The sequence below is a fragment of the Bacteroides caecicola genome, from assembly GCF_023337095.1.
In the GTDB taxonomy this organism is placed as follows: domain Bacteria; phylum Bacteroidota; class Bacteroidia; order Bacteroidales; family Bacteroidaceae; genus Phocaeicola; species Phocaeicola gallinarum.
Genome location: NZ_JAMBLM010000001.1, coordinates 189,617 through 214,652 on the forward strand (window position 1 = coordinate 189,617; position 25,036 = coordinate 214,652).

The 25,036-nt window shown below is 42.3% G+C and carries 19 protein-coding genes and 1 tRNA gene; all 20 read left to right on the plus strand.

Features of this window, described 5'->3' with window-relative positions:
* The first annotated feature begins 145 nt into the window (after positions 1-145).
* The 20 genes from M3085_RS00700 (at position 146) to M3085_RS00795 (ending at position 24,712) form a co-directional block, all read left to right on the plus strand.
* Complete coding sequence (locus tag M3085_RS00700; protein WP_178256231.1) at positions 146-946, plus strand: peptidylprolyl isomerase; 801 nt, start codon at positions 146-148, stop codon at positions 944-946.
* Positions 943-2,181 (plus strand): M16 family metallopeptidase, encoded by a 1,239-nt coding sequence (locus M3085_RS00705; protein WP_191710622.1) that lies wholly within the window; start codon positions 943-945, stop codon positions 2,179-2,181. Before M3085_RS00700 ends, M3085_RS00705 begins: the two co-directional genes overlap by 4 nt.
* A 23-nt stretch (positions 2,182-2,204) precedes the next feature.
* The gene (locus M3085_RS00710) at positions 2,205-3,530 is read left to right on the plus strand and encodes an MATE family efflux transporter (RefSeq protein ID WP_249052059.1); all 1,326 of its coding nucleotides are present in this window, start codon (positions 2,205-2,207) and stop codon (positions 3,528-3,530) included.
* 3 nt (positions 3,531-3,533) lie between these two features.
* On the plus strand, positions 3,534-6,068 hold the full coding sequence (locus M3085_RS00715) for a hybrid sensor histidine kinase/response regulator (protein WP_204499679.1): 2,535 nt from the start codon (positions 3,534-3,536) through the stop codon (positions 6,066-6,068).
* Between the two features lie 169 nt (positions 6,069-6,237).
* Positions 6,238-6,310: transfer RNA gene (locus M3085_RS00720), tRNA-Pro, on the plus strand.
* A gap of 216 nt (positions 6,311-6,526) precedes the next feature.
* Positions 6,527-7,873 (plus strand): trigger factor, encoded by a 1,347-nt coding sequence (gene tig / locus M3085_RS00725; RefSeq protein WP_191710625.1) that lies wholly within the window; start codon positions 6,527-6,529, stop codon positions 7,871-7,873.
* A 140-nt stretch (positions 7,874-8,013) separates the two neighbouring features.
* On the plus strand, positions 8,014-8,685 hold the full coding sequence (gene clpP / locus M3085_RS00730; protein ID WP_191710626.1) for an ATP-dependent Clp endopeptidase proteolytic subunit ClpP: 672 nt from the start codon (positions 8,014-8,016) through the stop codon (positions 8,683-8,685).
* A 50-nt stretch (positions 8,686-8,735) separates the two neighbouring features.
* On the plus strand, positions 8,736-9,986 hold the full coding sequence (gene clpX / locus M3085_RS00735; RefSeq protein WP_191710627.1) for an ATP-dependent Clp protease ATP-binding subunit ClpX: 1,251 nt from the start codon (positions 8,736-8,738) through the stop codon (positions 9,984-9,986).
* A 129-nt stretch (positions 9,987-10,115) separates the two neighbouring features.
* Positions 10,116-12,299 (plus strand): DNA helicase RecQ, encoded by a 2,184-nt coding sequence (gene recQ / locus M3085_RS00740; RefSeq protein WP_191710628.1) that lies wholly within the window; start codon positions 10,116-10,118, stop codon positions 12,297-12,299.
* Positions 12,300-12,812: 513 nt separating this feature from the next.
* Positions 12,813-13,625 carry a MotA/TolQ/ExbB proton channel family protein gene (locus M3085_RS00745; protein ID WP_191710629.1) on the plus strand — a complete coding sequence of 271 codons (813 nt, stop codon included), beginning with the start codon at positions 12,813-12,815 and terminating at the stop codon, positions 13,623-13,625.
* A gap of 69 nt (positions 13,626-13,694) precedes the next feature.
* Positions 13,695-14,300: an ExbD/TolR family protein gene (locus M3085_RS00750; protein ID WP_191710630.1), complete on the plus strand. Its 606-nt coding sequence runs from the start codon at positions 13,695-13,697 to the stop codon at positions 14,298-14,300.
* A 20-nt stretch (positions 14,301-14,320) separates the two neighbouring features.
* Positions 14,321-14,974 (plus strand): ExbD/TolR family protein, encoded by a 654-nt coding sequence (locus tag M3085_RS00755; RefSeq protein ID WP_191710631.1) that lies wholly within the window; start codon positions 14,321-14,323, stop codon positions 14,972-14,974.
* 27 nt (positions 14,975-15,001) lie between these two features.
* On the plus strand, positions 15,002-15,817 hold the full coding sequence (locus tag M3085_RS00760) for an energy transducer TonB (RefSeq protein ID WP_191710632.1): 816 nt from the start codon (positions 15,002-15,004) through the stop codon (positions 15,815-15,817).
* Between the two features lie 15 nt (positions 15,818-15,832).
* Complete coding sequence (locus M3085_RS00765; protein WP_191710633.1) at positions 15,833-16,786, plus strand: PstS family phosphate ABC transporter substrate-binding protein; 954 nt, start codon at positions 15,833-15,835, stop codon at positions 16,784-16,786.
* A gap of 16 nt (positions 16,787-16,802) precedes the next feature.
* On the plus strand, positions 16,803-18,287 hold the full coding sequence (locus M3085_RS00770; protein ID WP_249052060.1) for a tetratricopeptide repeat protein: 1,485 nt from the start codon (positions 16,803-16,805) through the stop codon (positions 18,285-18,287).
* Positions 18,288-18,506: 219 nt separating this feature from the next.
* Entirely contained in the window at positions 18,507-20,441 is a 1,935-nt protein-coding gene (locus tag M3085_RS00775; RefSeq protein WP_249052061.1) for an ABC-F family ATP-binding cassette domain-containing protein, read from the plus strand.
* 26 nt (positions 20,442-20,467) lie between these two features.
* A complete protein-coding gene (locus M3085_RS00780; RefSeq protein WP_249052062.1) occupies positions 20,468-22,507 on the plus strand; it encodes a M13 family metallopeptidase in 2,040 nt (679 codons plus the stop codon).
* Between the two features lie 198 nt (positions 22,508-22,705).
* Positions 22,706-22,921, plus strand: a complete 216-nt coding sequence (gene xseB / locus M3085_RS00785; RefSeq protein WP_191710637.1) for an exodeoxyribonuclease VII small subunit — start codon at positions 22,706-22,708, stop codon at positions 22,919-22,921.
* 120 nt (positions 22,922-23,041) lie between these two features.
* Entirely contained in the window at positions 23,042-24,061 is a 1,020-nt protein-coding gene (locus tag M3085_RS00790) for a branched-chain amino acid aminotransferase (RefSeq protein ID WP_191710638.1), read from the plus strand.
* A gap of 39 nt (positions 24,062-24,100) precedes the next feature.
* Positions 24,101-24,712 carry a DUF975 family protein gene (locus M3085_RS00795; protein WP_249052063.1) on the plus strand — a complete coding sequence of 204 codons (612 nt, stop codon included), beginning with the start codon at positions 24,101-24,103 and terminating at the stop codon, positions 24,710-24,712.
* Positions 24,713-25,036 lie beyond the last annotated feature (324 nt).

Genomic DNA, 25,036 nt, shown 5'->3' on the forward strand with positions numbered 1-25,036 from the left:
GTAACACATGCGGATGCGTTTTGGGCATGTAAAAAGGAAGGCAGACATGCTGATTCTTCGCGGTAAAAAACGTATTTTTGCAGGCAAACAACCGTAGAATATGAAAAAGGTATTTTTTTTATTATTAACCCTGACGGCTTGGAGCATGGCGGTATGCACGGGCTGTCAACAAAAAAGCAATTCCATGAACAAGGGAGATGAAACGTTGGTAAAGTTTGAAACCACAGAAGGAAACATTACGATTAAACTGTATAATGAAACGCCGAAACATCGCGATAACTTTATTAAGTTAGTAAAAAACGGTACGTATGACAGCACTTTATTCCATCGCGTGATTAAGAATTTCATGATTCAGGCAGGCGACCCGAAGAGTAAGGATGCGGCTGATACGGCAATGTTGGGAAACGGTGACGTGGGTTACACGATTCCGGCAGAAATCAATCCGAAATTTTTCCATCGCAGGGGAGTGCTGGCGGCTGCTCGTCAGAGCGACGAAGTGAACCCGAAACGCGAATCGTCGGGATGCCAGTTCTATATCGTGACCGGAAGAAAGTTCAGCGAGGCGCAGCTGATTGACTTGGAAAACCAGTTGAATGAATCTCGCGTAGGCGAAGTATTCAATGAGCTGGCTCGTAAGCACATGAAAGAAATCTACAAGATGCGTCGTGCGGGCGATAACGACGGTTTGCTGGAACTGCAAGACAAACTTGAGGCAGAAGCACGTGCCCAAGTGGATAAAGAGCCGGCGTTGCAGTTCAGCAAAGAGCAAGTTCAAGCCTACACCACGGTAGGAGGTGCGCCCCATTTGGATGGAGCTTATACCGTATTCGGTGAAGTGACAGAGGGCATGGACGTGGTTGATAAAATAGGAAACGCGAAGACCGGCCGTGCCGACCGCCCGGTGACAAATATTCGAATACTTAAAGCAGAGGTGTTGGAAAAATGATTCAAGTAAACCGACATACGCTTGCCAACGGATTGCGCATCGTACATAATGAAGATAACTCGACACAGATGGTTGCTCTGAACATACTTTACGATGTAGGTGCCCGCGATGAAGACCCTGCACATACAGGCTTTGCCCATCTGTTCGAACACCTGATGTTCGGTGGCTCGGTAAACGTGCCCGATTATGATACGCCCGTGCAGAATGCAGGAGGCGAGAATAACGCATGGACGAACAACGACATTACGAATTATTATATAACCTTGCCTTACCAAAATGTGGAAACAGGTTTTTGGCTGGAAAGCGACCGTATGTTGAGTCTTGATTTCTCTCCCCGCAGTTTGGAGGTACAGCGTCAGGTAGTTATCGAAGAGTTTAAGCAGCGAAACCTGAACCAACCCTACGGAGATGCTTCCCATTTGCTTCGGGAAATGGCGTATCAGACTCATCCTTACCGCTGGCCCACCATCGGGAAAGAGATTAGCCATATAGCGAATGCCACACTTGAGGAAGTGAAAGATTTTTTTTTCCGCTTTTATGCGCCTAATAACGCGATTCTTGCTGTGACAGGACATATTTCGTTTGACGAAACAGTCCGGCTGGCTGAGAAATGGTTTGGCAGCATACCGTCGAGAGATGTCCGTGTACGTAAGTTGCCCGAAGAAACACTCCAGACCTCGATACGCCGCATGACGGTAGAGCGTCCTGTTCCGGTTGATGCTTTGTACATGGCGTTTCACATGTGTAACCGCCATCACGCCGATTATTATGTCTATGATATGATAACCGATGTGTTGTCGAGCGGACGTTCCTCCCGTTTCATCCGCTCGCTTGTACACGACCGGAAACTGTTTACTTCCATCGATGCCTATATATCGGGCAGTTTGGACGAAGGGTTGATATTCGTTACCGGGAAACCGTCGGAAGGGGTGACGCTGGAACAGGCGGAACATGCTGTTTGGGAAGAACTGGAACGCTTGAAAACCGTGCCCGTAGCCGAAGTGGAATTAGAGAAAGTAAAAAACCGCTATGAGAGCGAACAGATATTCAATAATATGAATTATCTGAATCTGGCTACCAATCTGGCATACTTTGAGCTGGTTAATCGGGCAGAAGATATAAATGATGAAGTAGGCAAGTATCGGTCGGTAACAGCCGCTCAGATTCAGGAGGTGGCCACTCGGTGTTTCGTACCGGAAAATTGCAGTGTACTTTATTATAAGAAGCAATCATGAACTTATACCAAAAAGTGTAACAAATGAAACAATCTCATTATCGGGCGTTGCTTGAATTGGGCCTGCCTATCGTTGTGGGGCAAATAGGAGTGATAATCTTGGGTTTTGCCGATACGCTGATGGTAGGTCATCATAGTTCAAACGAACTTGCTGCGGCAAGTTTTGTGAACAACATGTTTACGCTTGCCATTATCTTTAGTACCGGATTTTCGTACGGGCTGACTCCCGTTGTGGGAAGCCTGTTCGGTCAAGGTAAGAAAGAAGAGGCGGGGAATGCTTTGAAAAACAGTCTCGCCGCAAATACGCTGTTGGCTATTATTGTTTGCATGGTAATGTTTGCCCTTTATCAGAATATAGGCCGCTTGGGGCAGCCGGAAGAACTGTTGCCCTTTATGCGTCCTTATTATCTGGTATTGCTCGTTTCGTTGCCTTTTGTATTGTGGTTTAACGGGTTTAAGCAATTTACCGATGGCATTACCGATACGAAAGTGTCTATGTGGATTTTATTGGGTGGAAACCTTTTGAACATTGTCGGCAACTATATTCTGATTTACGGTAAATTGGGAATGCCTGAAATGGGGCTGACGGGTGCCGGTGTGTCCACGCTCGTATCCCGTATCCTGATGGTACTTGCCTATCTTGCACTGTTTTTCGGCACGTCGCGTTACGACGTGTTCAAACGCGGATTCCATCGTGGTAAAGTAAACCGTAAGGATTTTATGTTGCTGAACAAATTGGGACTTCCCATTGCCGGACAAATGGGGATGGAGACGGCTTCTTTTAGTTTGAGTGCCATTATGGTAGGATGGCTGGGTAGTACGGAGTTGGCGGCTCACCAAGTTATGATTGCCGTATCTCAGGTCTGTTTCATGATGTATTACGGAATGGGCGCGGCCGTTTCTGTACGTATCAGTAATTTTTACGGTCAGAAAGACATTACATCGGTAAAGCAAATAGCCAATAATGGATTCCACCTGATGTTATGCCTGTTGGTGCTAACCTGCATTCCTATTTTTTGTCTGCGCCATTATATCGGAGGATGGTTTACCGACGATGCAGCCGTCAGTGTAATGGTTGTCCAGTTGATAATTCCCTTCCTTATCTACCAGTTCGGTGATGGATTGCAAATCAATTTTGCAAATGCTTTGCGAGGTATCGCTGATGTACGCCCGATGATGTGGTGCTCGTTTATTGCCTATTTTATCATATCATTGCCTGCGGGCTATCTGTTTGCCTTTGTCTGCGGGTGGGGAATTACCGGAATCTGGATGGCTTTTCCCTTCGGTTTAACCTCGGCAGGCATTATGTATTACCTGCGTTTCAGGTATAAAACAAAGAAAGGAGTCTGAGTTATGCTTTCTACTTCCTCGAAAATCGCTTGTGGATATATATTGCTCATAGCCCTGCTTTTGGGCGCTATCGTGTATATCTATCGCCAGATGAATTTGCTGATAGAGCCTGCCGGTGTGGAAGAAAGCATCAACAACCGCAGGCATACTACCCACCATCTGATCAGCAAGCTGTATGAGGCAGAAATCATAGGGCAGACGCTTCACGTGGGACGAATTTATGAGTATCCGCGTTACAAAAAAGCGATGAAGGAAGTAGGCATTGCTCTTGATAGCCTTCAGGCACAGTTGACCGACACGTTGCAACAAGCCCGTTTGGATACGGTGCGTACGCTGCTTCACAATAAAGAGCAGAATATGAGGCTGGTGCTGGAGGCATTGCGTCAAAGTCCGCCCGACGAACTTTACCGGCAGCAATTGGATAGTCTGATTGCTCAGCAAGACTCTATATTGAAAAATGCAACTCATTTAAGAAGAAAGGTTATCACTCACCAAAACACTTACACGATTCATCATCGGCGGAAGCCTTTTTTCAAACGTGTAAAAGATGTGTTTGCTCCGGGAAAGGCGGATTCAACTTTGGTGAATAACGTGATAGAGGAAGTTTATACCGATACGATAGACGAAGTGTTTAACCCGATAGACACCATCGCTAACATGCTGACCGGAATACACGATAAGGTGTTCCAGACTCGGCAGGAGCAACAACGCATGTTGACCAATCGCACAAACCGTTTGCATATTGCCGGTACTAATTTGAGCAAACGAGTAAACCAGTTGCTCGAAAGTATTGAGCAGGATGAATTGTCTGCTGCCTACCACCGTTTGCAGCAAGATCGGTCAATTCGTCAACAGGCAGCTCAAACAATGGGCATTATAGCTACACTGGCCGTTATTTTGGTATTGGTGTTTTTTATCATTATCTGGCGCGACCTGACACGCAGTAACCATTATCGCCGTGAGCTGGAAAAATCGAAACTATATGCCGAAAACCTGCTTGTAGCCCGCGAGAAGTTAATGTTGACCATAACTCATGATATCAAAGCTCCGGCAGGGTCTATCATAGGATATATAGACTTGCTTGTCCGGCTTGTGAAAGACAAGCGCCAGTTGTTCTATTTGTCGAACATGAAAAGCTCGGCTAAGCATCTGCTTGATTTGGTAACTTCGCTGCTTGATTATCACCGCTTGGAAGCGGGAAAAATGGACTTACACTCCGTCGTGTTTAATCCTCATGAATTGTTTGGAGACATTTATAACAGCTTTTTGCCGCTTGTAGAGAAAAAAGGTTTGGAATTAAACCTGAAAGAAAATCTTCCGGCATCGCTGAATGTAGAAGGTGACCCTTTCCGTATTCGGCAGATAGCCGAAAACCTGCTTTCTAATGCTTTGAAGTTTACAGCAGCGGGCAGCATAACGCTGACTTTCGGTTATCGGACCGGATGTCTTGTTTTTAGCGTAGCCGATACCGGATGCGGAATGAACCGTCAGGAACAAGAACGCATATTCCAAGAATTTACCCGGTTAAGCAGTGCGCAAGGGCAAGAAGGCTTTGGGCTGGGATTGTCTATTACTAATAAGTTAGTAGACCTGTTGAAAGGAAACATAGAGGTGGAAAGTTCACCCGGCGAGGGCAGTACCTTTAAAATATCCATTCCGTTGCCGCTTTCGGATAACGCTCCCCTATCAGAGCCGAAAGCATTTGTTCCTATCCGTGCAAGTAGAGCGCTCCGGATTCTTTTGATAGATGATGATAGAATCCAGATGAATCTTACAGAAGCCTTATTAAATAATGTGCTTGCGGCTCGTGATTCGGGGAATAAACCGGAGATATACTGTTGTGAACAGCCCGCAGAGGTTTTCGATTTATTGCATGAACACGTTTTCGATGTCATATTTACAGATATTCAAATGCCGGCAATGAACGGATTTGAGTTGTTGCGTAGCTTGCGCTACATGAATATACCTCAGGCAAAAAATGTTCCGGTGGTAGCTATTACGGCGCGTGGCGATTTGACTGAAGCCGATTTCCGGGAGAAAGGTTTTTCTGGCATGTTACAGAAACCGTTTAATCGCTCCGATTTGCAGCAGGTGCTGACGGAGGTTCTTTCGGGAATAACATTGGCTGAAAAACAGGCTGCAACTTCGGCTGCGGATGAAATCTCCTCCGATGCTTCTCAACCTGCGGAAAAAACTCCGTTTAATTTTTCATCTTTGACAGCCTTTTCTGAAGATGATGCTGATGCTGCCGGTGAAATCCTTCGGACATTTGTTCTGGAGACAATGAAAAATGTAAATCAGATGAAAAAGGCTATTGAAGAAAAGAATATGGAAATGCTTTGCGGGATAGCCCACAAAATGTTGCCTACTTTTGTAATGATTGATGCGAAAGAGGCTATTCCTTCCCTCCGGTGGCTGGAAAGCAAGCGGGGAGAAACTGATTTCCAAGAGAAAGCCGGGGAAGAAGCTCGCAAGGTGATAGACGTAGCGGAAAAGATTATTGCTTGCGGCAAAGACCTCGAAAAACGATACCGTTAGCGCTTTTTAGCTTCCCGGAAAGCTAAGAATAATGTATAAAGACAACCTCTTCGTTGGAGGAAAAAGAAGAAAAAAACAAACAAAATAAAAAAATATTCTTGTTTTGTTTGGTAGTTCAAAAAAAGTCCTTACCTTTGCACCGCAATTCAGAAGAAAAGCAAACAAAAATCGGAATGTAGCGCAGTTGGTAGCGCACTACGTTCGGGACGTAGGGGTCGGGCGTTCGAGTCGCCTCATTCCGACAGCAAAGAGCGATAAGAGAAGACTTCTTTTATCGCTCTCTCTGTATTTTGCTCCTATACGGTCCTTTCAAGCGAGTCTGGCTGCGCTTGTGTACTGATTATCCTTTTTATATTTTTTAGCTTGACTGTTTGGTAATTGTGAGATTAAACACTATTTTTGCAACCTCTTTAGTCATAAATTGGAAAATAGTAATAATTAAATAAATAAGTTCGGAAATGAATATTTCATTGCAAAACGTAGACAAGGTAAGCGCGCTGCTTACTGTTCAGATTGAGAAAGCTGATTATCAGGAAAGAGTTGATAAGACTTTGAAGACAATCCGTCAAAGAGCAAATATGCCCGGCTTCCGTAAAGGTATGGTTCCGATGGGGCTGATTAAAAGACAATACGGAACTTCTGTATTGGTGGAAGAAGTTGACAAACTGATGCAAGAAAAAGTGGGCGAATACATTCGTGATAACAAAGTAAACATGCTGGGTACTCCGCTGCCTAAAGAAAGCAATGCCAACTTTGAAACAGACGAAAATTTTGAATTCTCTTTCGATATCGCTTTGGCTCCGGAATTTGAATTAGAATTATCGAATGCCGATACGGTGGATTATTACGATATTGAAGTGACAGACGCTATGGTTGACCAGCAGGTAAAAATGTATACGCAGCGTACGGCTAAATATGACAAGGTGGAAGAATATCAGGAAAACGATATGCTGAAAGGTTTGCTGGCTGAGTTGGATGAAAATGGCAACACGAAAGAAGGTGGCGTTCAGGTAGAAGGTGCTGTAATGATGCCTACTTATATGAAGAACGATGACCAAAAAGCTATTTTCAACGGTGCGAAAGTAAACACGGTGCTGGTATTCAATCCTTCGGTTGCTTTTGATAACAATGATGCAGAATTGGCTTCTTTATTGAAACTGAAGAAAGAAGAAGTAGCAGAACATAAAGGTAACTTTAGCTTCCAGATTGAAGAAATCACTCGCATGATTCCGGGTGACTTGACTCAAGAACTGTTCGATCAGGTATTGGGCGAAGGCAAGGCTCACAATGAAGAAGAATTCCGCGCTCAGATTAAAGAAGCGATTGCAAAACAATTCGAATCAGACAGCGATTATAAATTCTTGCTGGATGTTCGTACTTACACAATGGGTAAAGTGGGCAAGTTGGAATTTGCAGATGGCTTGATGAAACGAATCATGCTGGAAAACAACAAAGAAAAAGGTGAAGAGTTTGTAAATGAAAATTACGAAAAGAGCCTTGAAGAGCTGACTTGGCATTTGATTAAAGAAAAACTGGTGGCTGCAAATAATATTAAAGTAGAGCAGGCTGACATCAACAACATGGCTAAGGAAGCAACTCGTGCACAGTTCGCACAGTATGGTATGATTAATGTGCCCGATGAATTGTTGGAAAACTATTCAAAAGAAATGTTGAAGAAGCGTGAAAGTGTAGAAGCATTGGTTAACCGCGTGATTGAATCGAAGTTGGCTGAGGCTGTGAAGACTCAAGTAACGTTGAATCATAAAGCTATTTCGGTTGAAGATTTCAACAAGATGTTTCAATAAAAAGTAAATCGTTTTATTAACGATTTCCGACTGAAAAATTATTCTTAGGCACGGCTTGCTTGGATTTCTTGGTTTTTATTGAAGAAAGACCTTGTAACTTCTTGTAATCCGTGCCTAAAAACCATAAAAGCATTATAAGAATGGACGATTTTAGAAAATATGCTACCAAGCATTTGGGAATGAATAGCATGGTGCTTGATGACGTTATCAAGTCGCAAGCGGGCTATTTGAATCCTTATATATTGGAAGAACGTCAGTTAAATGTAACTCAGTTAGACGTGTTTTCCCGATTGATGATGGATCGTATTATTTTTCTTGGTACGCAGATTGATGACTATACAGCAAATACGCTGCAAGCACAGTTGCTGTACTTGGATTCGGTCGATGCAGGAAAAGATATCTCTATTTACATTAACTCACCGGGTGGGTCGGTATATGCCGGGCTGGGTATTTATGATACGATGCAGTTTATTACCAGCGATGTTGCTACGATATGTACGGGCATGGCTGCTTCGATGGCCGCCGTCTTGTTGGTTGCCGGAAAAGAAGGAAAGCGCTCTGCGCTTACTCATTCGCGCGTAATGATTCATCAGCCGATGGGAGGCGCTCAAGGTCAGGCTTCTGATATTGAGATTACAGCCCGTGAGATTCAGAAACTGAAAAAAGAACTTTATACGATCATTGCAGACCATTCGCATACGGATTTTGACAAAGTGTGGGCCGATTCTGACCGCGATTATTGGATGACGGCTCAAGAAGCGAAAGAGTATGGCATGATTGACGAGGTGCTTTCTCGCAAGCCGGCGGTATAATTTCTTTGTAGAGATTTTTTGCATTTGATATAAATAAATGTATAAGCAAATTGGAAGATAAAAAAACATCGAAAAACAAACGGCGTTGCAGTTTTTGCGGTCGGTCGGAAGATGAAGTAGGCTTTTTGATAACAGGAGTAAATGGATGTATCTGTGACACTTGCTCTGAACAGGCATACGAAATCGTTCAAGAAGCCTTGCACCAGCATGGAAATAGCTCTGCCGGAAACTTGAATTTAAAAGAACTGCCTAAACCTAAAGATATTAAAGAGTTTTTAGATCAATACGTTATAGGGCAGGATGATGCCAAACGTTATTTATCGGTAGCGGTGTATAACCATTACAAACGGTTGCTTCAGCCTAAAGATGAAAACGACGTGGAGATAGAAAAGTCGAATATCATTATGGTAGGTAGTACGGGTACGGGAAAAACCCTCTTGGCACGTACGATTGCCAAGATGCTTCACGTTCCTTTTACTATCGTTGACGCTACCGTATTAACCGAAGCCGGTTATGTAGGAGAAGATATCGAAAGCATTCTGACACGTTTGCTTCAGGTTGCAGATTATAATGTAGAGGAAGCGGAGCGCGGCATTGTTTTCATCGATGAAATCGACAAAATAGCCCGCAAGGGAGATAACCCTTCTATTACGCGCGACGTGAGTGGCGAAGGTGTACAGCAGGGATTGCTGAAGCTGTTGGAAGGTTCTGTTGTAAATGTGCCTCCACAGGGTGGACGTAAGCATCCGGAACAAAAGCTGATTCCGGTCAATACGAAGAATATCCTGTTTATTTGTGGAGGAGCATTTGATGGCATTGAACGTAAGATAGCCCAACGCTTGAATGCAAACGTAGTGGGATATAGTGCTGTTAAAGAAACGGTAAAAATAGATAGAGGCAACTTAATGCAGTATATCGCGCCTCAGGATTTGAAGTCGTTCGGTCTGATTCCTGAAATCATAGGACGTCTGCCGGTATTGACTTATCTGAATCCTTTAGACCGGACGGCCTTGCGTAATATCCTTACCGAGCCTAAAAACTCAATCATAAAACAATATGTCAAACTGTTCGAGATGGACGATGTAACGTTGGAGTTTGAACCCGAAGTCTTTGATTATATTGTAGATAAAGCGATAGAGTATAAATTAGGCGCGCGTGGCTTACGTTCCATAGTAGAAACGATAATGAACGATACCATGTTTGAGATACCTTCTCAAAATGTGCATAAGTTTGTTGTAACGTTAGATTACGCCAAAGAGCAGATGAACAAAGCTAATTTGTCGCGTTTGCAAATGGCATAATCAGAAAAAATCATTGAAAAAAAGACTTCTTCGGTAAAATATTCTCCGAAATATTTGTGTAATATGGAAAGATGTTTATAACTTTGTTACAAGAGTAATAAAGATGTTCACTTAAAAACAAAGGGAAATATGACGGAAAATATCAACTTAACCGAACAACTGAAGAAACATTTCGGCTTTGATACTTTTAAAGGAAATCAAGAAGCCATTATTCGTAATCTGTTAGCAGGAAAGGACACGTTTGTCCTTATGCCTACGGGCGGTGGAAAGTCGTTATGTTATCAGTTGCCTTCTTTGTTAATGGAAGGAACGGCTATCGTTATATCTCCGCTTATCGCTTTGATGAAAAATCAAGTGGATGCGATGCGTAACTTCAGTGAAGAAGACGGCGTTGCGCATTTTATAAACTCTTCGCTTTCCAAATCGGCTATTGAACAAGTCAAATCGGATATTCTGGCGGGAAAGACAAAGTTGCTTTATGTAGCTCCTGAATCATTGACTAAAGATGAGAATATCGCTTTTCTAAAGAATGTAAAAATCTCGTTTTATGCAGTTGATGAAGCACATTGTATATCGGAATGGGGGCACGACTTCCGTCCTGAATACCGTCGGATTCGTCCGATTATAAATGAAATCGGAACAGCTCCGGTTATAGCTTTGACAGCTACGGCTACGCCGAAAGTAAAGATGGATATTCAGAAGAATCTCGGAATGATGGAAGCAACGGAATTTCGTTCTTCTTTTAACCGTCCGAATTTGTATTACGAAGTACGGGCAAAGACGGTAAATGTAGACCGGGATATTATTAAATTCATCAAGCAAAACGAAGGAAAGTCCGGCATAATTTATTGTTTGAGCCGGAAAAAGGTAGAAGAATTGACAGAAATCCTTTTGGCAAACGATATCAAGGCACGTGCATATCATGCGGGGATGGACTCTGCTACACGTAATGCCAATCAGGATGCGTTTCTGAAAGAAGATATTGATGTCATCGTTGCTACGATTGCTTTCGGTATGGGAATTGACAAGCCGGATGTCCGTTTTGTTATTCATTATGATATACCTAAAAGTCTGGAAGGGTATTATCAAGAGACCGGACGCGCAGGACGTGATGGAGGAGAGGGGCTGTGTATAACCTTCTATTCGAATAAAGACTTGCAAAAGCTGGAGAAATTTATGCAAGGTAAACCTATTTCAGAACAAGAAATAGGCAAGCAGTTGTTGCTCGAAACGGCTGCTTACGCCGAGTCTTCAGTGTGTCGTAGAAAAACTTTGTTACACTATTTCGGAGAAGAATATACGGAGGATAATTGTGGTAATTGTGATAATTGTTTAAATCCGAAAAAACAAGTGGAGGCTCAAGATGCATTATGTGCGGTGATTGAAACAATCATTGCTGTTAAAGAGAATTTTAAGCAAGATTATATTATAGATATATTATTGGGTAAAGAAACATCGGAAGTCTTGGCTCATAAGCATGAAGAACTTGAAGTCTTTGGCTCTGGAATGGGAGAAGACGAACGGTTGTGGAATGCGGTTATCCGTCAGGCTCTCATAGCCGGGTATCTTGATAAAGATGTAGAAAATTACGGGCTGTTGAAAGTGACCTCTGCCGGACATAAGTTCTTGAAAAAACCAACTTCTTTCAAGATTGTAGAAGACATTGACTTCGATGAAGAAGAAGTAGAGGAAACACCGATGAGAGGTGGCGCTTCATGTGCTGTCGACCCGGTTCTTTACTCAATGTTGAAAGATTTGCGTAAGAAAATGTCCAAACGTCTGGATGTTCCTCCTTATGTTATTTTTCAAGACCCTTCGTTGGAGGCAATGGCTACTATTTATCCGATTACGCTCGAAGAACTTCAGAACATTCCGGGCGTGGGAGCAGGTAAGGCGAAACGGTACGGTCAGGAATTTTGCGAGTTGATACGTAAGCATTGCGAAGAAAATGAAATCGACCGTCCGGAAGATTTGCGCGTAAGAACGGTAGCCAATAAGTCGAAGTTGAAAGTATCCATTATTCAAAGTATTGACCGCAAGGTGGCTTTAGATGACATTGCTTTAGCTAAGGGTATCGAGTTTAGTGACCTGTTAGATGAAATAGAAGCGATTGTCTATTCGGGTACAAAATTGAATATTGATTATTTCTTGGATGAAATAATGGACGAAGACCACATGCAGGATATCTATGACTATTTTAAAGAGTCGACGACCGATAAAATAGAAGACGCCATGGAAGAGTTAGGTGATGAATACACTGAAGAAGAAATACGTTTAGTGCGTATCAAATTTATTTCGGAAATGGCAAACTAAATGGTCTTTCAGTCTGTAAAGCATATTTGTAAAAAAGTATTAAGCCAACTGATTCGATTGGAATCGGTTGGCTTTTTTTGAAAATAGAGTTGACTTAAGGCTTATTTTTACTCTATATCTTCAAATTTGTCTAAAATTATACTTTTTTGATTTTGATATTTCATGAAATTATTCTTTCTTTGTGTCGCAAAAGTATATACTATTATTATGGAATGTGAGATTATTAAAGCTGTATTGATGTCAACTATTGTTTTGTCATGAAAATGCAACAGACACGAACAATTCCATATAATAATGTTATAAAGAGAATCCATGTAAATACTTTTGTATTTGTGTGGGAAAGAATAAATGTTTAGATGTGTTGGGCTGGTTACTTTTATTCGGTGTTTTGTTAACCGGGGTATAGAACTAACCATTCCTTATTTTTTTGTATTGAGTATTGTATTATACCTAAATATTAAAAGTGTGAGTTAAGTATTTTTTTATAGACCAAAACAATTAATTTTTATTTTTATGGAAACTAATAACAAAAAAAAACAGGGATTTAAAGGAATTGAAGCTGCTGGTTTAGTTATTATCGCATGCTTTGTTGTTGCTTTGTGTATTTACAAATTTGTGTTGGGTGATCCTTCAAACTTTATGAACAATGACCCGAACAACCATCCGCTTCCGGGCAACATGCTGGGTACTATCTATAAAGGTGGTGTTGTCGTGCCTATTATTCAGACTTTGCTGTTGACTGTAATTGCATTGAGCGTTGAACGTTATTTTACTATCCGTGCTGCTTTCGGCCGTGGTAAATTGGTTAAATTCGTAGCTCAAATCAAAGAAGCTTTGGCAAAAAATGATATGCAGGCTGCTCAAGCATTGTGCGACAAACAACGTGGATCTGTAGCAAATGTAGTAGGTGCAACTTTGCAGACTTACCGTGAAATGGAACAAAACACTGAAATGGATAAAGACCAGAAGGTATTGGCTATCCAGAAGTCATTGGAAGAAGCTACTGCATTGGAAATGCCGATGTTGCAGCAGAACTTGCCGATCATTGGTACTATTACTACACTGGGTACTCTTTGCGGTTTGCTTGGTACCGTTATCGGTATGATTCGTTCATTCGCCGCTTTGTCTGCTGGTGGTGGTACTGACTCAGTTGCGTTGTCAACCGGTATCTCTGAAGCCTTGATCAACACTGCATTCGGTATCTTGACTGGTGCGTTGGCAGTAATTTCTTATAACTACTTTACTAATAAGATCGATAAATTGACTTACAGCCTTGACGAAGTAGGCTTCTCTATCGTACAGACATTCAACGCTACCCATAAATAATCCGAAGGGACTAACGGTAGGTCTCTCGTGTAGACGAAAATAGTATAACTAATTTTTAAATAGTTAATTATGGGTAAAGTTCAAGTTAAAAAGAAGTCCATGTTTATCGACATGACTGCCATGAGTGACGTGACCGTGCTGTTGCTTACTTTCTTTATGTTGACAGGTAACTTCATTAAGAAAGAACCGGTACAGGTTGTTACTCCGGGTTCGGTTTCTGAAATCAAGATTCCGGAAACGAACATTTTGCAGATTCTTGTCGAACCGAGTGGCAAGATTTTCATGAGTCTTGACAAACAGCAAGATATGGCTGCAACATTGGAAGCCGTAGGAAAGGAATATGGTTTGACATTTACTCCTGAAGAGATTAAAAAGTTCTCTGTATTCCAGACGTTCGGTGTACCGATGAAGAATATGAAACAATTTCTTGCACTTCCAGGCGAAGAGCAGGATAAAATATTGAAGAATTACGGAATTCCTTGTGACAGTGTGGATAATCAGTTCAAGTCTTGGATACGTAATGCACGCATAACAAACCGTGATTTGCGTATCGCCATCAAAGCTGATCAAAGTACTCCTTATTCTGTTATTAAGAACGTGATGAGTTCTCTTCAGGATTTGAAGGAAAACAGATACAATCTGATTACTTCATTGAAAAAAATGTCTGACGAATAAAATTAAAGGAGAAGTTAAAAATGGCTGAAATACAAGATAATGGTGGAGGCAAAAAAGGGAAAGGCTCGAAGCAGAAAAAGATGACTGTCCGCGTTGACTTTACGCCGATGGTGGACATGAACATGCTTCTGATTACTTTCTTTATGCTGTGTACCTCTTTGAGCAAGCCTCAGACGATGGAAATCAGTATGCCTACCAATGATGAAAATATTACGGAGGATCAGCAGAATAAGGTAAAAGCTTCGCAGGCTCTTACGTTACTGCTCGATGCGAATAATAAGCTTTATTATTACGAAGGCGAGCCTAATTATGAAGATTATACTTCTTTGAAAGAAACTGATTACACGGCTGACGGCATACGTAAGGTGTTGCTTCGCAAAAACTACGATGCTGTGAAGAAAGTGGAAGAGTTGAAAGTAAAGAAGGCTAATTTGGAAATTACTGAAGAAGAGTATAAAAAACAAGTTTCTGAAGTAAAAAGCGCGAAAAATACGCCGACAGTTATTATTAAAGCGACAGACAAGTCTACTTACAAGAATCTGATTGATGCATTGGATGAGATGCAGATTTGCAGTATCGGTAAGTACGTGATTGTTGATATTACAGACGGTGACCAATTCTTGATTGATAACTATAATTCAAAAGGTCAGCTGAGTAGTAATGCTGTAAGTTGAAATGTGTAACACCTTAAAAAGAAAAATATGGCAAAAATAGATTTGATTTCTTTGGAATGGTGTGAACTCATTTTCAAAGATAAAAATAAAGCGTATGGCGCATATAAAATGCGTCGTGATTTTGGTAGACGTCAGTTGGCTGCTATCATAATTGTGATTGTAGTCGCAGCTGTCGGATTCTCTCTTCCGCGATTGATAAAGATGGCTATTCCTGAAAAAGAAGAGGTTATGACGGAAGTTACTCAACTTTCTCAATTGGAAGAGCCGGAAGTGAAGCAAGAAGAACTGGTAAAGCCGGTTGAACAAATTGCTCCTCCTCCCCAGTTGAAGAGTACCATTAAGTTTACTGCTCCGGTTATCAAGAAAGATGAAGAAGTAGCAGACGAAGATGAATTGAAGAGTCAGGATGAATTGACTGAATCTAAAGTGCAGATTTCTATTGCCGATGTAAAAGGTAACGACGAATTGAACGGTAAGGATATTGCCGATTTGCAAGAAGTTATTACTCAGGCTCCTGAAGAAAAAGAAGAGCCTTACACGATGGTAGAACAGATGCCGCAATTCCCGGGCGGACCGGCAGAGTTGTTGAAATACATTGCTAAGAACTTACATTATCCTGCTATTGCTGCAGAAAATGGTATTCAAGGTCGTGTTATTTTGCGATTTGTCGTTTCTGCTGAAGGTAATGTAGAAAATGTACAAGTATTGCGTTCTTTGGACCCGTATTGTGATAAAGAAGCAATCCGAGTAGTTCAATCATTGCCGAAGTGGATTCCGGGTAAACAGAACGGACGTAACGTTCCTGTTTATTACACTTGTCCGATTGTATTTAAATTGCAATAAATTAAGTATACGTGTATGAAGAGAGGTGCGCTTTTGTTGGCTTTATTTGTCGTTTTTTTAGCTTCTTCTTGTCATGACGCTCAAAAAAAGAGCAGTAAAGGTAGTGAAGAAACCTTGTATTCGGGTAATATAACGATTGCGGTGGATGAGTCTTTCAAACCTATCATGGAAGAAGAATTACAAGTCTATCGGGCGTTAACACCTGAAGCTGTAGTAACTCCTATCTATTGCAGTGAAGTAGAAGCTATTAATCTCCTGTTGAAAGACAGTGTGCGTCTGGTTATTGCTAACAGGCGTTTGACTGATGAAGAAATAGCCTCTTTTCATGCACGTAAATTCTTTCCCGAATCAATTCGTATGGCCGTTAGTGGCGTTGCTTTGATTGTCAATCGGGAAAATCCGGATTCTTTGATTACGGTAGAACAATTTCGTAATGTCTTGACAGGGAAAATAAAGACATGGAAAGAACTGAATCCACAGTCTGAGTTAGGAAATTTGCAAGTAGTCTTTGATAATCCAAACTCAGGAACGATTCATTATGCCATCGATTCGATTTGTCGAGGGGTACAGATGGCTTCCGATTTGAAGGCTCTGAAAACAAATGAAGATGTTATAAAATTTGTATCTGAAACACCGGAGGCAATCGGAGTAATTGGTGCTAATTGGATAGGGAATGATGCCGATACGACCCGTCTTTCTTTTAATGAGTCTGTTAGGGTGATGGCTGTAAGTAAAATGTTGAGAGCAACAAAAGAAAATAGTTTCAAGCCTTATCAAGCCTATCTTGCGTTAAGAAGTTATCCGTTGACACATGATGTATTTATCCTGATTAATGATCCGCGTGGGGCATTGCCTACAGGGTTGATGACTTTCTTGACGAGTGATAAAGGACAACGTATTATTTTGAAATCCGGTATCGTACCAGCAACTCAGCCTGTTCGCTTAGTGAATGTAAAAGATGAATTTTAACAAATTGAGATAGATAATGAAGAATAGAAGTTTAGGTTTTATATGTTGTTGTTTTTTGTTCTCTGCTTCAATGTGGGGACAGGAACCTCTTTCTTCTGACCTGAACCAGCAGGTAACCCAAATCGCTAAAATGATTAAGGATAATCCGAAAGGTGCTGAAGAAGGATTTGATGGTTTGTTAAAGGGAAAGAATAAAAAGAATATTCCTTTGTTATTATCGATTGGAAAAGCATATTTGGATGCTGGAAATGCAGATATGGCTAAGGAATATGCTGAACGTGCCCGTAAAGCTGATTCTAAATCTGCATCTGTATATATGTTCTTAGGAGATATAGCATTGGCTGGTAAAGATGCAGGAGCAGCGTGTGGTAATTATGAACAGGCAATATTCTTTGACGAAGATTGTTACGAAGCTTATTATAAATATGCACGTGCGTATGCAGGGGTGAATCCTCAGCTTTCTGTCGACATGTTGATGAAGCTGAAAGAGAGACATCCGGAAGAATTGAATGTCGATCGTGAATTGGCTAATGCTTATTATCTGATGGGTAATTACAGCAAGGCTAAGAGCGCATACGATGATTTCATGCAGAAAGGAACTCCTAACGTACAGGATTACGGACGTTATGCAATGTTGCTTTATTTGAATAAAGATTATCAGCATTCATTGGATATGGCTGGAAAAGGTTTGGCAATGGAAGCTGACAACCATTTGTTGAAACGTTTGATGATGTACGGTTTGTATGAATTAAAGTCATACCCGGCTGGTTTGCAGGCTGCTAATGAGTTCTTCAAAGATCCGAATAATCCGGATTTTGTGTATTTGGATTATTTGTATCGTGCCCGTTTGTATCTCGCAAACGGAAATAACGACGAGGCTATTGCTGAATTTGAAAAAGCATTGAAGGCTGATGAGAAGAAAGAACATCCGGAAGTGGCAAAAGAAATGTCTGATGCCTACGGAAAGATGCTGAAATATCCTGATGCGATTCGTATGTACCAAGTATACATGGATATGCTGGGTGACAAGAAAGAAGTTAGCGACTTATTCTTATTCGGTCGTTTGTACTATCAGGCAGCAGGTGCTTTAGCTCCGACAAATACGGCAGATTCTACTGCAGTAGCAGCGGCTCCTGTTGATACGGTAATGATTAAGAAACAGCAGAATGAATATCTGACACAAGCCGATACGATATTTGCAGAAGTGTCACAACGTGTTCCTGATAACTACTTGGGATATTTCTGGAGAGCTCGTACCAATGCAATGTTAGACCCGGAAACTACTTTGGGTTTGGCTAAGCCTTATTATGAAGCTGCTTTGACACAGTTGGAAAAAAATCCGAATGCTTCAAAATCTTTGTTGATTGAATGTGAAAGTTATTTGGGTTATTACTACTTCTTGAAGGAAGAGTACGAACAATCTAAAGTTTATTGGACTAAGATTTTGGAAATAGATCCGGAAAACGCTACTGCAAAACAAGCGATGGAAGGACTTCAATAAGCAGAAAAAGCATAATAATCCTTTAATTAATTGCCAACAGTTCTTGAGGAATCAAGGGCTGTTGGTATTTTTTTGCTTGTATTTTTAATGTATAGCTTACCTTATCTCACCGATATTCTCTTCTTTACAACCTCTCTCTAAGGTTTTTTTCGTTTTTCATGTCTTTTTATTTAATATAAAATCGTAACTTTGCCGACACTTTGTAAAGCAAATACGTGCATGATATCGGTAGAAGAATTAAAAGTGGAGTTTGGCGTTACACCTCTCTTTGAGGACGTTTCTTTTGTTATCAATAAGAAAGACCGCATCGCTTTGGTGGGAAAGAATGGAGCCGGTAAATCTACGATGTTGAAGATTTTGGCAGGATTGCAGCGTCCCACCTCAGGTACGGTGGCCGTACAGCGCGGGGTAACGATTGGCTATTTGCCTCAGGTGATGATTCTTAGTGATACGCGGACGGTGATGGCGGAAGCGGAAATGGCTTTCGAACACATCTTTGAGATGCAGGAGCGTTTAGATAAGATGAATCAGGAGTTGGCAGACCGTACGGATTATGATTCTGAAAGTTATCATGAACTGATAGAAAAGTTTACGCATGAAAACGACCGTTTCCTAATGATGGGAGGAACAAATTACAAAGCGGAAATAGAAAGAACACTTGTTGGCTTAGGATTCAACCGTTCCGATTTCGATCGTCCCACATCAGAGTTTAGCGGAGGATGGCGTATGCGTATTGAGTTGGCAAAGATTCTGTTACGGCGTCCTGATGTGCTGTTGCTGGATGAGCCTACTAACCATTTGGATATTGAAAGTATCCAGTGGTTGGAAAATTTTTTGAAAGTGAGTCCCGGAGCAGTCGTGTTGGTAAGTCACGACCGTGCGTTTATCAATAATGTGACCAATCGCACCATCGAAATTTCTTGTGGACATATCTATGATTACAAAGTAGCTTACAATGAATTTGTGACACTTCGCAAAGAACGCCGTGAACAGCAACTTCGCGCTTACGAAAATCAGCAGAAAGAAATTAAAGAGACCGAAGACTTTATCGAACGTTTTCGTTATAAGGCAACCAAAGCCGTTCAGGTGCAGAGCCGCATCAAGCAGTTGGCAAAAATTGTTCCCATAAAGATTGATGAAGAAGATACTTCTGCACTTCGGCTGAAGTTTCCCCCTGCCGTTCGTTCGGGTAATTATCCTTTGATATGCGAGGGAGTGAAAAAATCATACGGCTCGCATGTGGTATTCCATGATGTCACGCTTACGATTCATCGCGGAGAAAAGGTTGCTTTTGTAGGTAAAAATGGCGAAGGAAAATCTACATTAGTAAAATGTATCATGGACGAAATTCCTTACGAAGGGAAATTGGTGATAGGACATAACGTTCAGATAGGTTATTTCGCTCAGAATCAAGCGCAGTTGCTTGATGAAAACCTGACCGTGTTTGATACCATCGACCGTGTGGCGAAAGGAGATATTCGCTTGAAGATACGCGATATTTTGGGGGCATTTATGTTTGGAGGCGAGGCTTCCGAGAAAAAAGTTAAAGTGCTTTCCGGAGGTGAACGCAGTAGGTTGGCTATGATTAAACTTCTGCTTGAGCCGGTCAACTTTTTGATTTTAGACGAGCCGACCAATCATCTTGATATGCGTTCGAAAGATGTGTTGAAGGATGCAATTCGCGATTTCGATGGAACGGTGATTGTTGTTTCCCACGACCGTGAGTTTCTTGACGGCTTGGTGACCAAAGTATACGAGTTTGGCGGAGGAGTTGTGAAAGAACACCTCGGTGGCATTTACGATTTCCTTCAGAAGAAACAAATGGAAAGTTTAGACGAGCTTCAGTTGTCCCAGTCTCCCTCGACGGCAAAAACAGAGGTTCCGGCAGCAGTAAGCGAGAATAAACTTTCATACGAAGCTCAAAAAGAGTTGAATAAGAAAATCCGCAAGTTAGAGAAACAGATTGCCGATTGTGAAAAAGAAATCGAAGATTTGGAGGGTAAGAAAACCGAAATTGAAACCCGGATGGCAACTCCCGAAGGTGCGGCAGATATGAAACTTTACGAGCAGTATCAACAGTTGAAAGAACAGATTTCGGAGGTGGAAGACCGTTGGGAAGCTGTGTCGCTGGAGTTGGAGGAGATAAAAGAATAAAGAAACACTTTTTTTAATAACGCTATATGAATAAAAAGAATTATGTAATTCTTGCAGCCGTTGCGCTGGCTGCAATGACAGGTTGTGCCGGCCAGAAGGAAGCGAAAAGCACTTCCGGCATTGATCTTGCCAATATGGATACTACGGTATCTGCCGGTACTGATTTTTTCCGTTATGCTTGTGGTGGGTGGAATGACGCTCATCCGCTTACAGCCGAATATTCTCGCTACGGAACATTCGACATGTTGTTTGAAAATAGCCAAAAGCAGTTGCGCGATTTGATTGAAGGGCTTGCTGCTCAGCAGAATAACCAGTCGGGAACACCCGCTCAGAAAATCGGCGATTTGTATAACTTGGCAATGGACAGCGTAACGCTGAACAAGCAGGGTGTGGAACCTGTAAAACCTCGTCTGGATGAAATTGCTGCAATGACCGATAAGAGCCAGATTGTTCCGATGATGACCAAGTTGCTTTACGACGGTATCGGTACATATTTCAGAAATTATGTATATGCCGACCCGAAGAACAGTGCGCTGAATATCTTCCAAATGGGACAGGGCGGCATTAACTTGGGCGAAAAAGAATATTATTTGGATAATGACAGCATTACTCAGAACATCCGCGAACAGTATAAGAACTACATTGCCAAGCTGTTTACACTGGCAGGATTTTCCGAAACTGAAGCCCGGCAGAAGATGGCAGATGTGATGGAAATAGAAACAGCCATTGCAAAAGTTTCATTTAGTGCAGCTCAGCTTCGCAACCCGGAAGCAAACTATCATAAGATGTCTTACGATGAGGTGAAGAAAACATTCCCCGGCATTGATTGGGATGCTTTTATGAAAGGTTTGGGACTGGAAAACGTTACTGAAGTGAATGTAGAACAAATCGAACCGATAAAGGAAGTAGATAAACTTATCAATACGCTTCCGCTGTCGAAACACATTGCGTATTTGCAGTATAACCTGTTGGACGCTGCCGCAAGCTATCTGAGCGATGATTTCATAGCTGCCCGTTTCGATTTCTACGGAAAGGTATTGTCCGGACGTCAGGTAAATCAGCCGCGCTGGAAACGTGCTGTAAACTCGGTTGACGGCATGTTGGGTGAACTGGTAGGACAGATGTACGTTGAGAAATACTTCCCCGCAGCAGCGAAAGAGCGTATGGTGAAGCTGGTAAGCAACTTGCAGGTGGCTTTGGGCGAACGTATCGACGCACAGGAATGGATGAGCGACAGCACGAAGGTGAAAGCACACGAAAAGCTGGATGCTTTCCATGTAAAAGTGGGTTATCCGGACAAATGGAAAGATTACTCTGACTTGAAGGTGGAAAAAGATTCTTATTGGGCAAACGTATGCCGTACCGCTGCTTGGAATGTGAAAGATATGTATAGCCGTTTGGGTAAACCGGTAGACCGTGAAGAATGGTTGATGACTCCGCAAACCGTAAACGCTTACTATAATCCTTCTACAAATGAAATCTGCTTCCCCGCAGCCATTCTTCAGCCTCCTTTCTTCAACATGGATGCCGACGATGCAGCCAACTACGGAGCGATTGGCGTGGTTATCGGTCATGAGATGACTCACGGATTCGACGATCAGGGTCGCCAGTTCGATAAAGAAGGTAACTTGAAAGACTGGTGGGCAGAAGGTGACGCCGATCGTTTCCAAGAACGTGCGCAAGTGATGGTCGACTTCTTTAATGGCATTGAAGTGCTTCCGGGACTGTATGCTAATGGACAACTGACGTTGGGTGAAAACCTTGCCGACCACGGAGGTTTGAACGTAGCGTTCTTGGCATTCCAGAATGCAACGAAAGATGCTCCGCTTGGAGTGGTAGACGGATTTACTCCCGAACAGCGTTTCTTCCTTGCTTACGCTACACTGTGGGCAGGAAACATCCGCGACGAACAAATTCGCGTGTACACCAAGTCCGACCCTCACTCACTGGGCAAATGGCGTGTAAACGGAGCGTTGCCTCACATTCAGGCGTGGTATGACGCTTTCAATATTACGCCGGACGACTCGATGTACATTGCTCCCGAAAAGCGTGTGAATATATGGTAATATTGCTATAACGCAGTTTTACGTTAAGAGCTTGTTTGAATTTTGCTCGGCTTTAAAAACAACTTATTGGAAAATTAAAACAGGCTCTAATATACTTGCGCCCCGAAAGTTTTTTACCGACTTTCGGGGCGCATTTGTTTTGTTTTAGGTTGAAAAAACGTACTTTTGTCTGTGTTAGGCTTTTAAAAACAAGAAGATATGGCTGCCAAGAAAGAAACATATACCGAAGCGATGAAGCGTTTGGAAGAAATTGTAAACCGCATCGAAAGTAACGAGTTGGATATTGACCGGCTGGGAGAGAACCTGCGCGAAGCTCAGAAACTGATAAAATACTGCCGTGACAAACTTTATAAAGCCGATGCGGAAATAAAAAAGATGTTGGAGCCCGAAGGGGCGGAAGAAAGCAAAGCATAACGGAGGAGTGAATAATCGGCTCTTCTGAAAAAGATGGAAATAAAGTTGGATTTTGTAAAGATAAAACGTATTTTTGTCCAAACATGTAAGCAGAACTGAAATTATTAAAACAATATAACAATGAAAGAAATTGATTGGGCTAATCTGTCGTTCGGATATATGAAGACAGATTATAACGTACGTTGCTATTATCGCGACGGAAAATGGGGAGAATTGGAACTTTGTTCGGAAGAAACTTTGAATATTCACATGGCAGCTACTTGCCTTCATTACGGTCAGGAGGCATTCGAAGGCTTGAAGGCATATCGCGGCAAAGACGGTAAAATCCGCGTATTCCGTCCGCAAGCCAATGCAGAACGCTTGCAAAGCACTTGCCGCGGAATCCTGATGCCCGAACTGCCTACCGAACTGTTCTGTGAGGCTGTGCGCAAAGTGGTAAAGGCAAACGAACGTTTCATTCCGCCTTACGAAAGCGGTGCTTCATTATACATCCGTCCGTTGCTCATCGGTACGGGCGCACAGGTAGGTGTTCATCCGGCGAGCGAATACCTGTTTGTTATCTTCGTTACTCCGGTAGGCCCGTACTTTAAAGGCGGTTTCGCTACCAATCCTTACGTAATCATCCGTGAGTTCGACCGTGCCGCTCCGCTCGGAACAGGTACTTATAAAGTAGGCGGTAACTATGCGGCCAGCCTGCGCGCCAATAAGAAAGCTCACGACTTGGGTTACTCTTGCGAATTCTACCTCGATGCCAAAGAGAAGAAATACATCGACGAGTGTGGCGCAGCCAACTTCTTCGGTATCAAGAATAACACGTACGTTACACCGTTGTCTACTTCCATCCTTCCGTCTATTACCAACCGCAGCCTGATGCAGTTGGCAGAAGACATGGGCATGAAAGTTGAACGCCGTCCCATTCCGGAAGAAGAACTGTCTACTTTCGAAGAAGCAGGAGCTTGCGGAACAGCAGCCGTTATCAGCCCCATTGAGCGCATCGACGATTTGGAGAACCATAAATCCTACGTCATTGCGAAAGACGGCAAACCGGGACCCATCAGCGAAAAGCTGTATCACAAGCTGCGTGCTATCCAGTACGGCGATGAAGCCGACCCGTACGGATGGGTAATGATGGTGGAATAACCGTAAAGGCATTATTGTTTAACTTTAAAATATATTACTATGAGGAAAAAGTATTCAGAGTTGAGAGAGGAAGCCAGTAAGTCGTTAGACGGCAAATGGATGATGGCAGCGTTGGCTACATTGATTTATATAGCCATTGCAGCCGGGGTTTCCAGCATTCCTTTTATAGGAACGGCTTTGGCGTTTTTGATTGGTTATCCGTTGGTATACGGATACTACATACTGTTGCTTGACGGCTTTCGTGGGGCAGAGAAGCTCGAATTGGGCACTTTGTTCGAGGGCTTTAAGGATTATGGGCGGATATTCGGTACAATGTTCCTGATGTTTATTTATCTGTTTCTGTGGACATTGTTGCTCGTTATTCCGGGTATTATAAAAGGTTATTCTTATGCCCTGACTCCTTACATTCTGAGAGATGAACCTCAGTTGAAGTTCAACGGGGCGATAGAAAAAAGTATGCGCATGATGGAAGGACATAAAATGGATCTGTTTATCCTTGATTTGACTTTCATCGGATGGGGACTTTTATGTATCATTACCTTTGGTTTGGCATACTTTTGGGTAGCTCCTTATTTCCAAACCGCCCGCATCGCTTTTTATGAGATGCTGAAGGCAGAGCAGGCAGAAGAAGAACCTGCAACCGAGATGTAATCTTACAGTTACTCTGTATATTTTCAAGAGAGGTCAGACTCGTCGGCAGACGGTCTGACCTCTCTTTTTGTTTGCCTGTTCAAAACTTTAATTGGCTGATGTGATTCAATAAGGATAGCTTTCATTGGGTACATCTGAGAGAACCAAAAAACGCTTCGGCTAGCGTTGGTTGTTCCATGCGGATGCGTTACTCAATTCTTCCCATAGAGTTTGCTTGTTTTTCGGGTAGCGTTTTCAACCTTTCCCTCCTCCCGTGTGGATGGTTGTTACGCCGGATAAAACCATTATCGTGGAAAGAAAATCCAGTAATCCTGCCATTTTGTG

Excerpts from the sequence above, each read along its gene's own strand:
- recQ (WP_191710628.1), top strand. The coding sequence starts at position 10,116 with ATGACGGAAAATATCAACTTAACCGAACAACTGAAGAAACATTTCGGC.
- M3085_RS00780 (WP_249052062.1), top strand. The coding sequence starts at position 20,468 with ATGAATAAAAAGAATTATGTAATTCTTGCAGCCGTTGCGCTGGCTGCA.
- M3085_RS00745 (WP_191710629.1), top strand. The coding sequence starts at position 12,813 with ATGGAAACTAATAACAAAAAAAAACAGGGATTTAAAGGAATTGAAGCT.
- M3085_RS00700 (WP_178256231.1), top strand. The coding sequence starts at position 146 with ATGGCGGTATGCACGGGCTGTCAACAAAAAAGCAATTCCATGAACAAG.
- M3085_RS00775 (WP_249052061.1), top strand. The coding sequence starts at position 18,507 with ATGATATCGGTAGAAGAATTAAAAGTGGAGTTTGGCGTTACACCTCTC.
- clpP (WP_191710626.1), top strand. The coding sequence starts at position 8,014 with ATGGACGATTTTAGAAAATATGCTACCAAGCATTTGGGAATGAATAGC.
- M3085_RS00755 (WP_191710631.1), top strand. The coding sequence starts at position 14,321 with ATGGCTGAAATACAAGATAATGGTGGAGGCAAAAAAGGGAAAGGCTCG.
- M3085_RS00770 (WP_249052060.1), top strand. The coding sequence starts at position 16,803 with ATGAAGAATAGAAGTTTAGGTTTTATATGTTGTTGTTTTTTGTTCTCT.
- tig (WP_191710625.1), top strand. The coding sequence starts at position 6,527 with ATGAATATTTCATTGCAAAACGTAGACAAGGTAAGCGCGCTGCTTACT.
- M3085_RS00760 (WP_191710632.1), top strand. The coding sequence starts at position 15,002 with ATGGCAAAAATAGATTTGATTTCTTTGGAATGGTGTGAACTCATTTTC.
- M3085_RS00705 (WP_191710622.1), top strand. The coding sequence starts at position 943 with ATGATTCAAGTAAACCGACATACGCTTGCCAACGGATTGCGCATCGTA.
- xseB (WP_191710637.1), top strand. The coding sequence starts at position 22,706 with ATGGCTGCCAAGAAAGAAACATATACCGAAGCGATGAAGCGTTTGGAA.
- M3085_RS00765 (WP_191710633.1), top strand. The coding sequence starts at position 15,833 with ATGAAGAGAGGTGCGCTTTTGTTGGCTTTATTTGTCGTTTTTTTAGCT.
- M3085_RS00710 (WP_249052059.1), top strand. The coding sequence starts at position 2,205 with ATGAAACAATCTCATTATCGGGCGTTGCTTGAATTGGGCCTGCCTATC.
- M3085_RS00715 (WP_204499679.1), top strand. The coding sequence starts at position 3,534 with ATGCTTTCTACTTCCTCGAAAATCGCTTGTGGATATATATTGCTCATA.
- M3085_RS00795 (WP_249052063.1), top strand. The coding sequence starts at position 24,101 with ATGAGGAAAAAGTATTCAGAGTTGAGAGAGGAAGCCAGTAAGTCGTTA.
- M3085_RS00790 (WP_191710638.1), top strand. The coding sequence starts at position 23,042 with ATGAAAGAAATTGATTGGGCTAATCTGTCGTTCGGATATATGAAGACA.
- M3085_RS00750 (WP_191710630.1), top strand. The coding sequence starts at position 13,695 with ATGGGTAAAGTTCAAGTTAAAAAGAAGTCCATGTTTATCGACATGACT.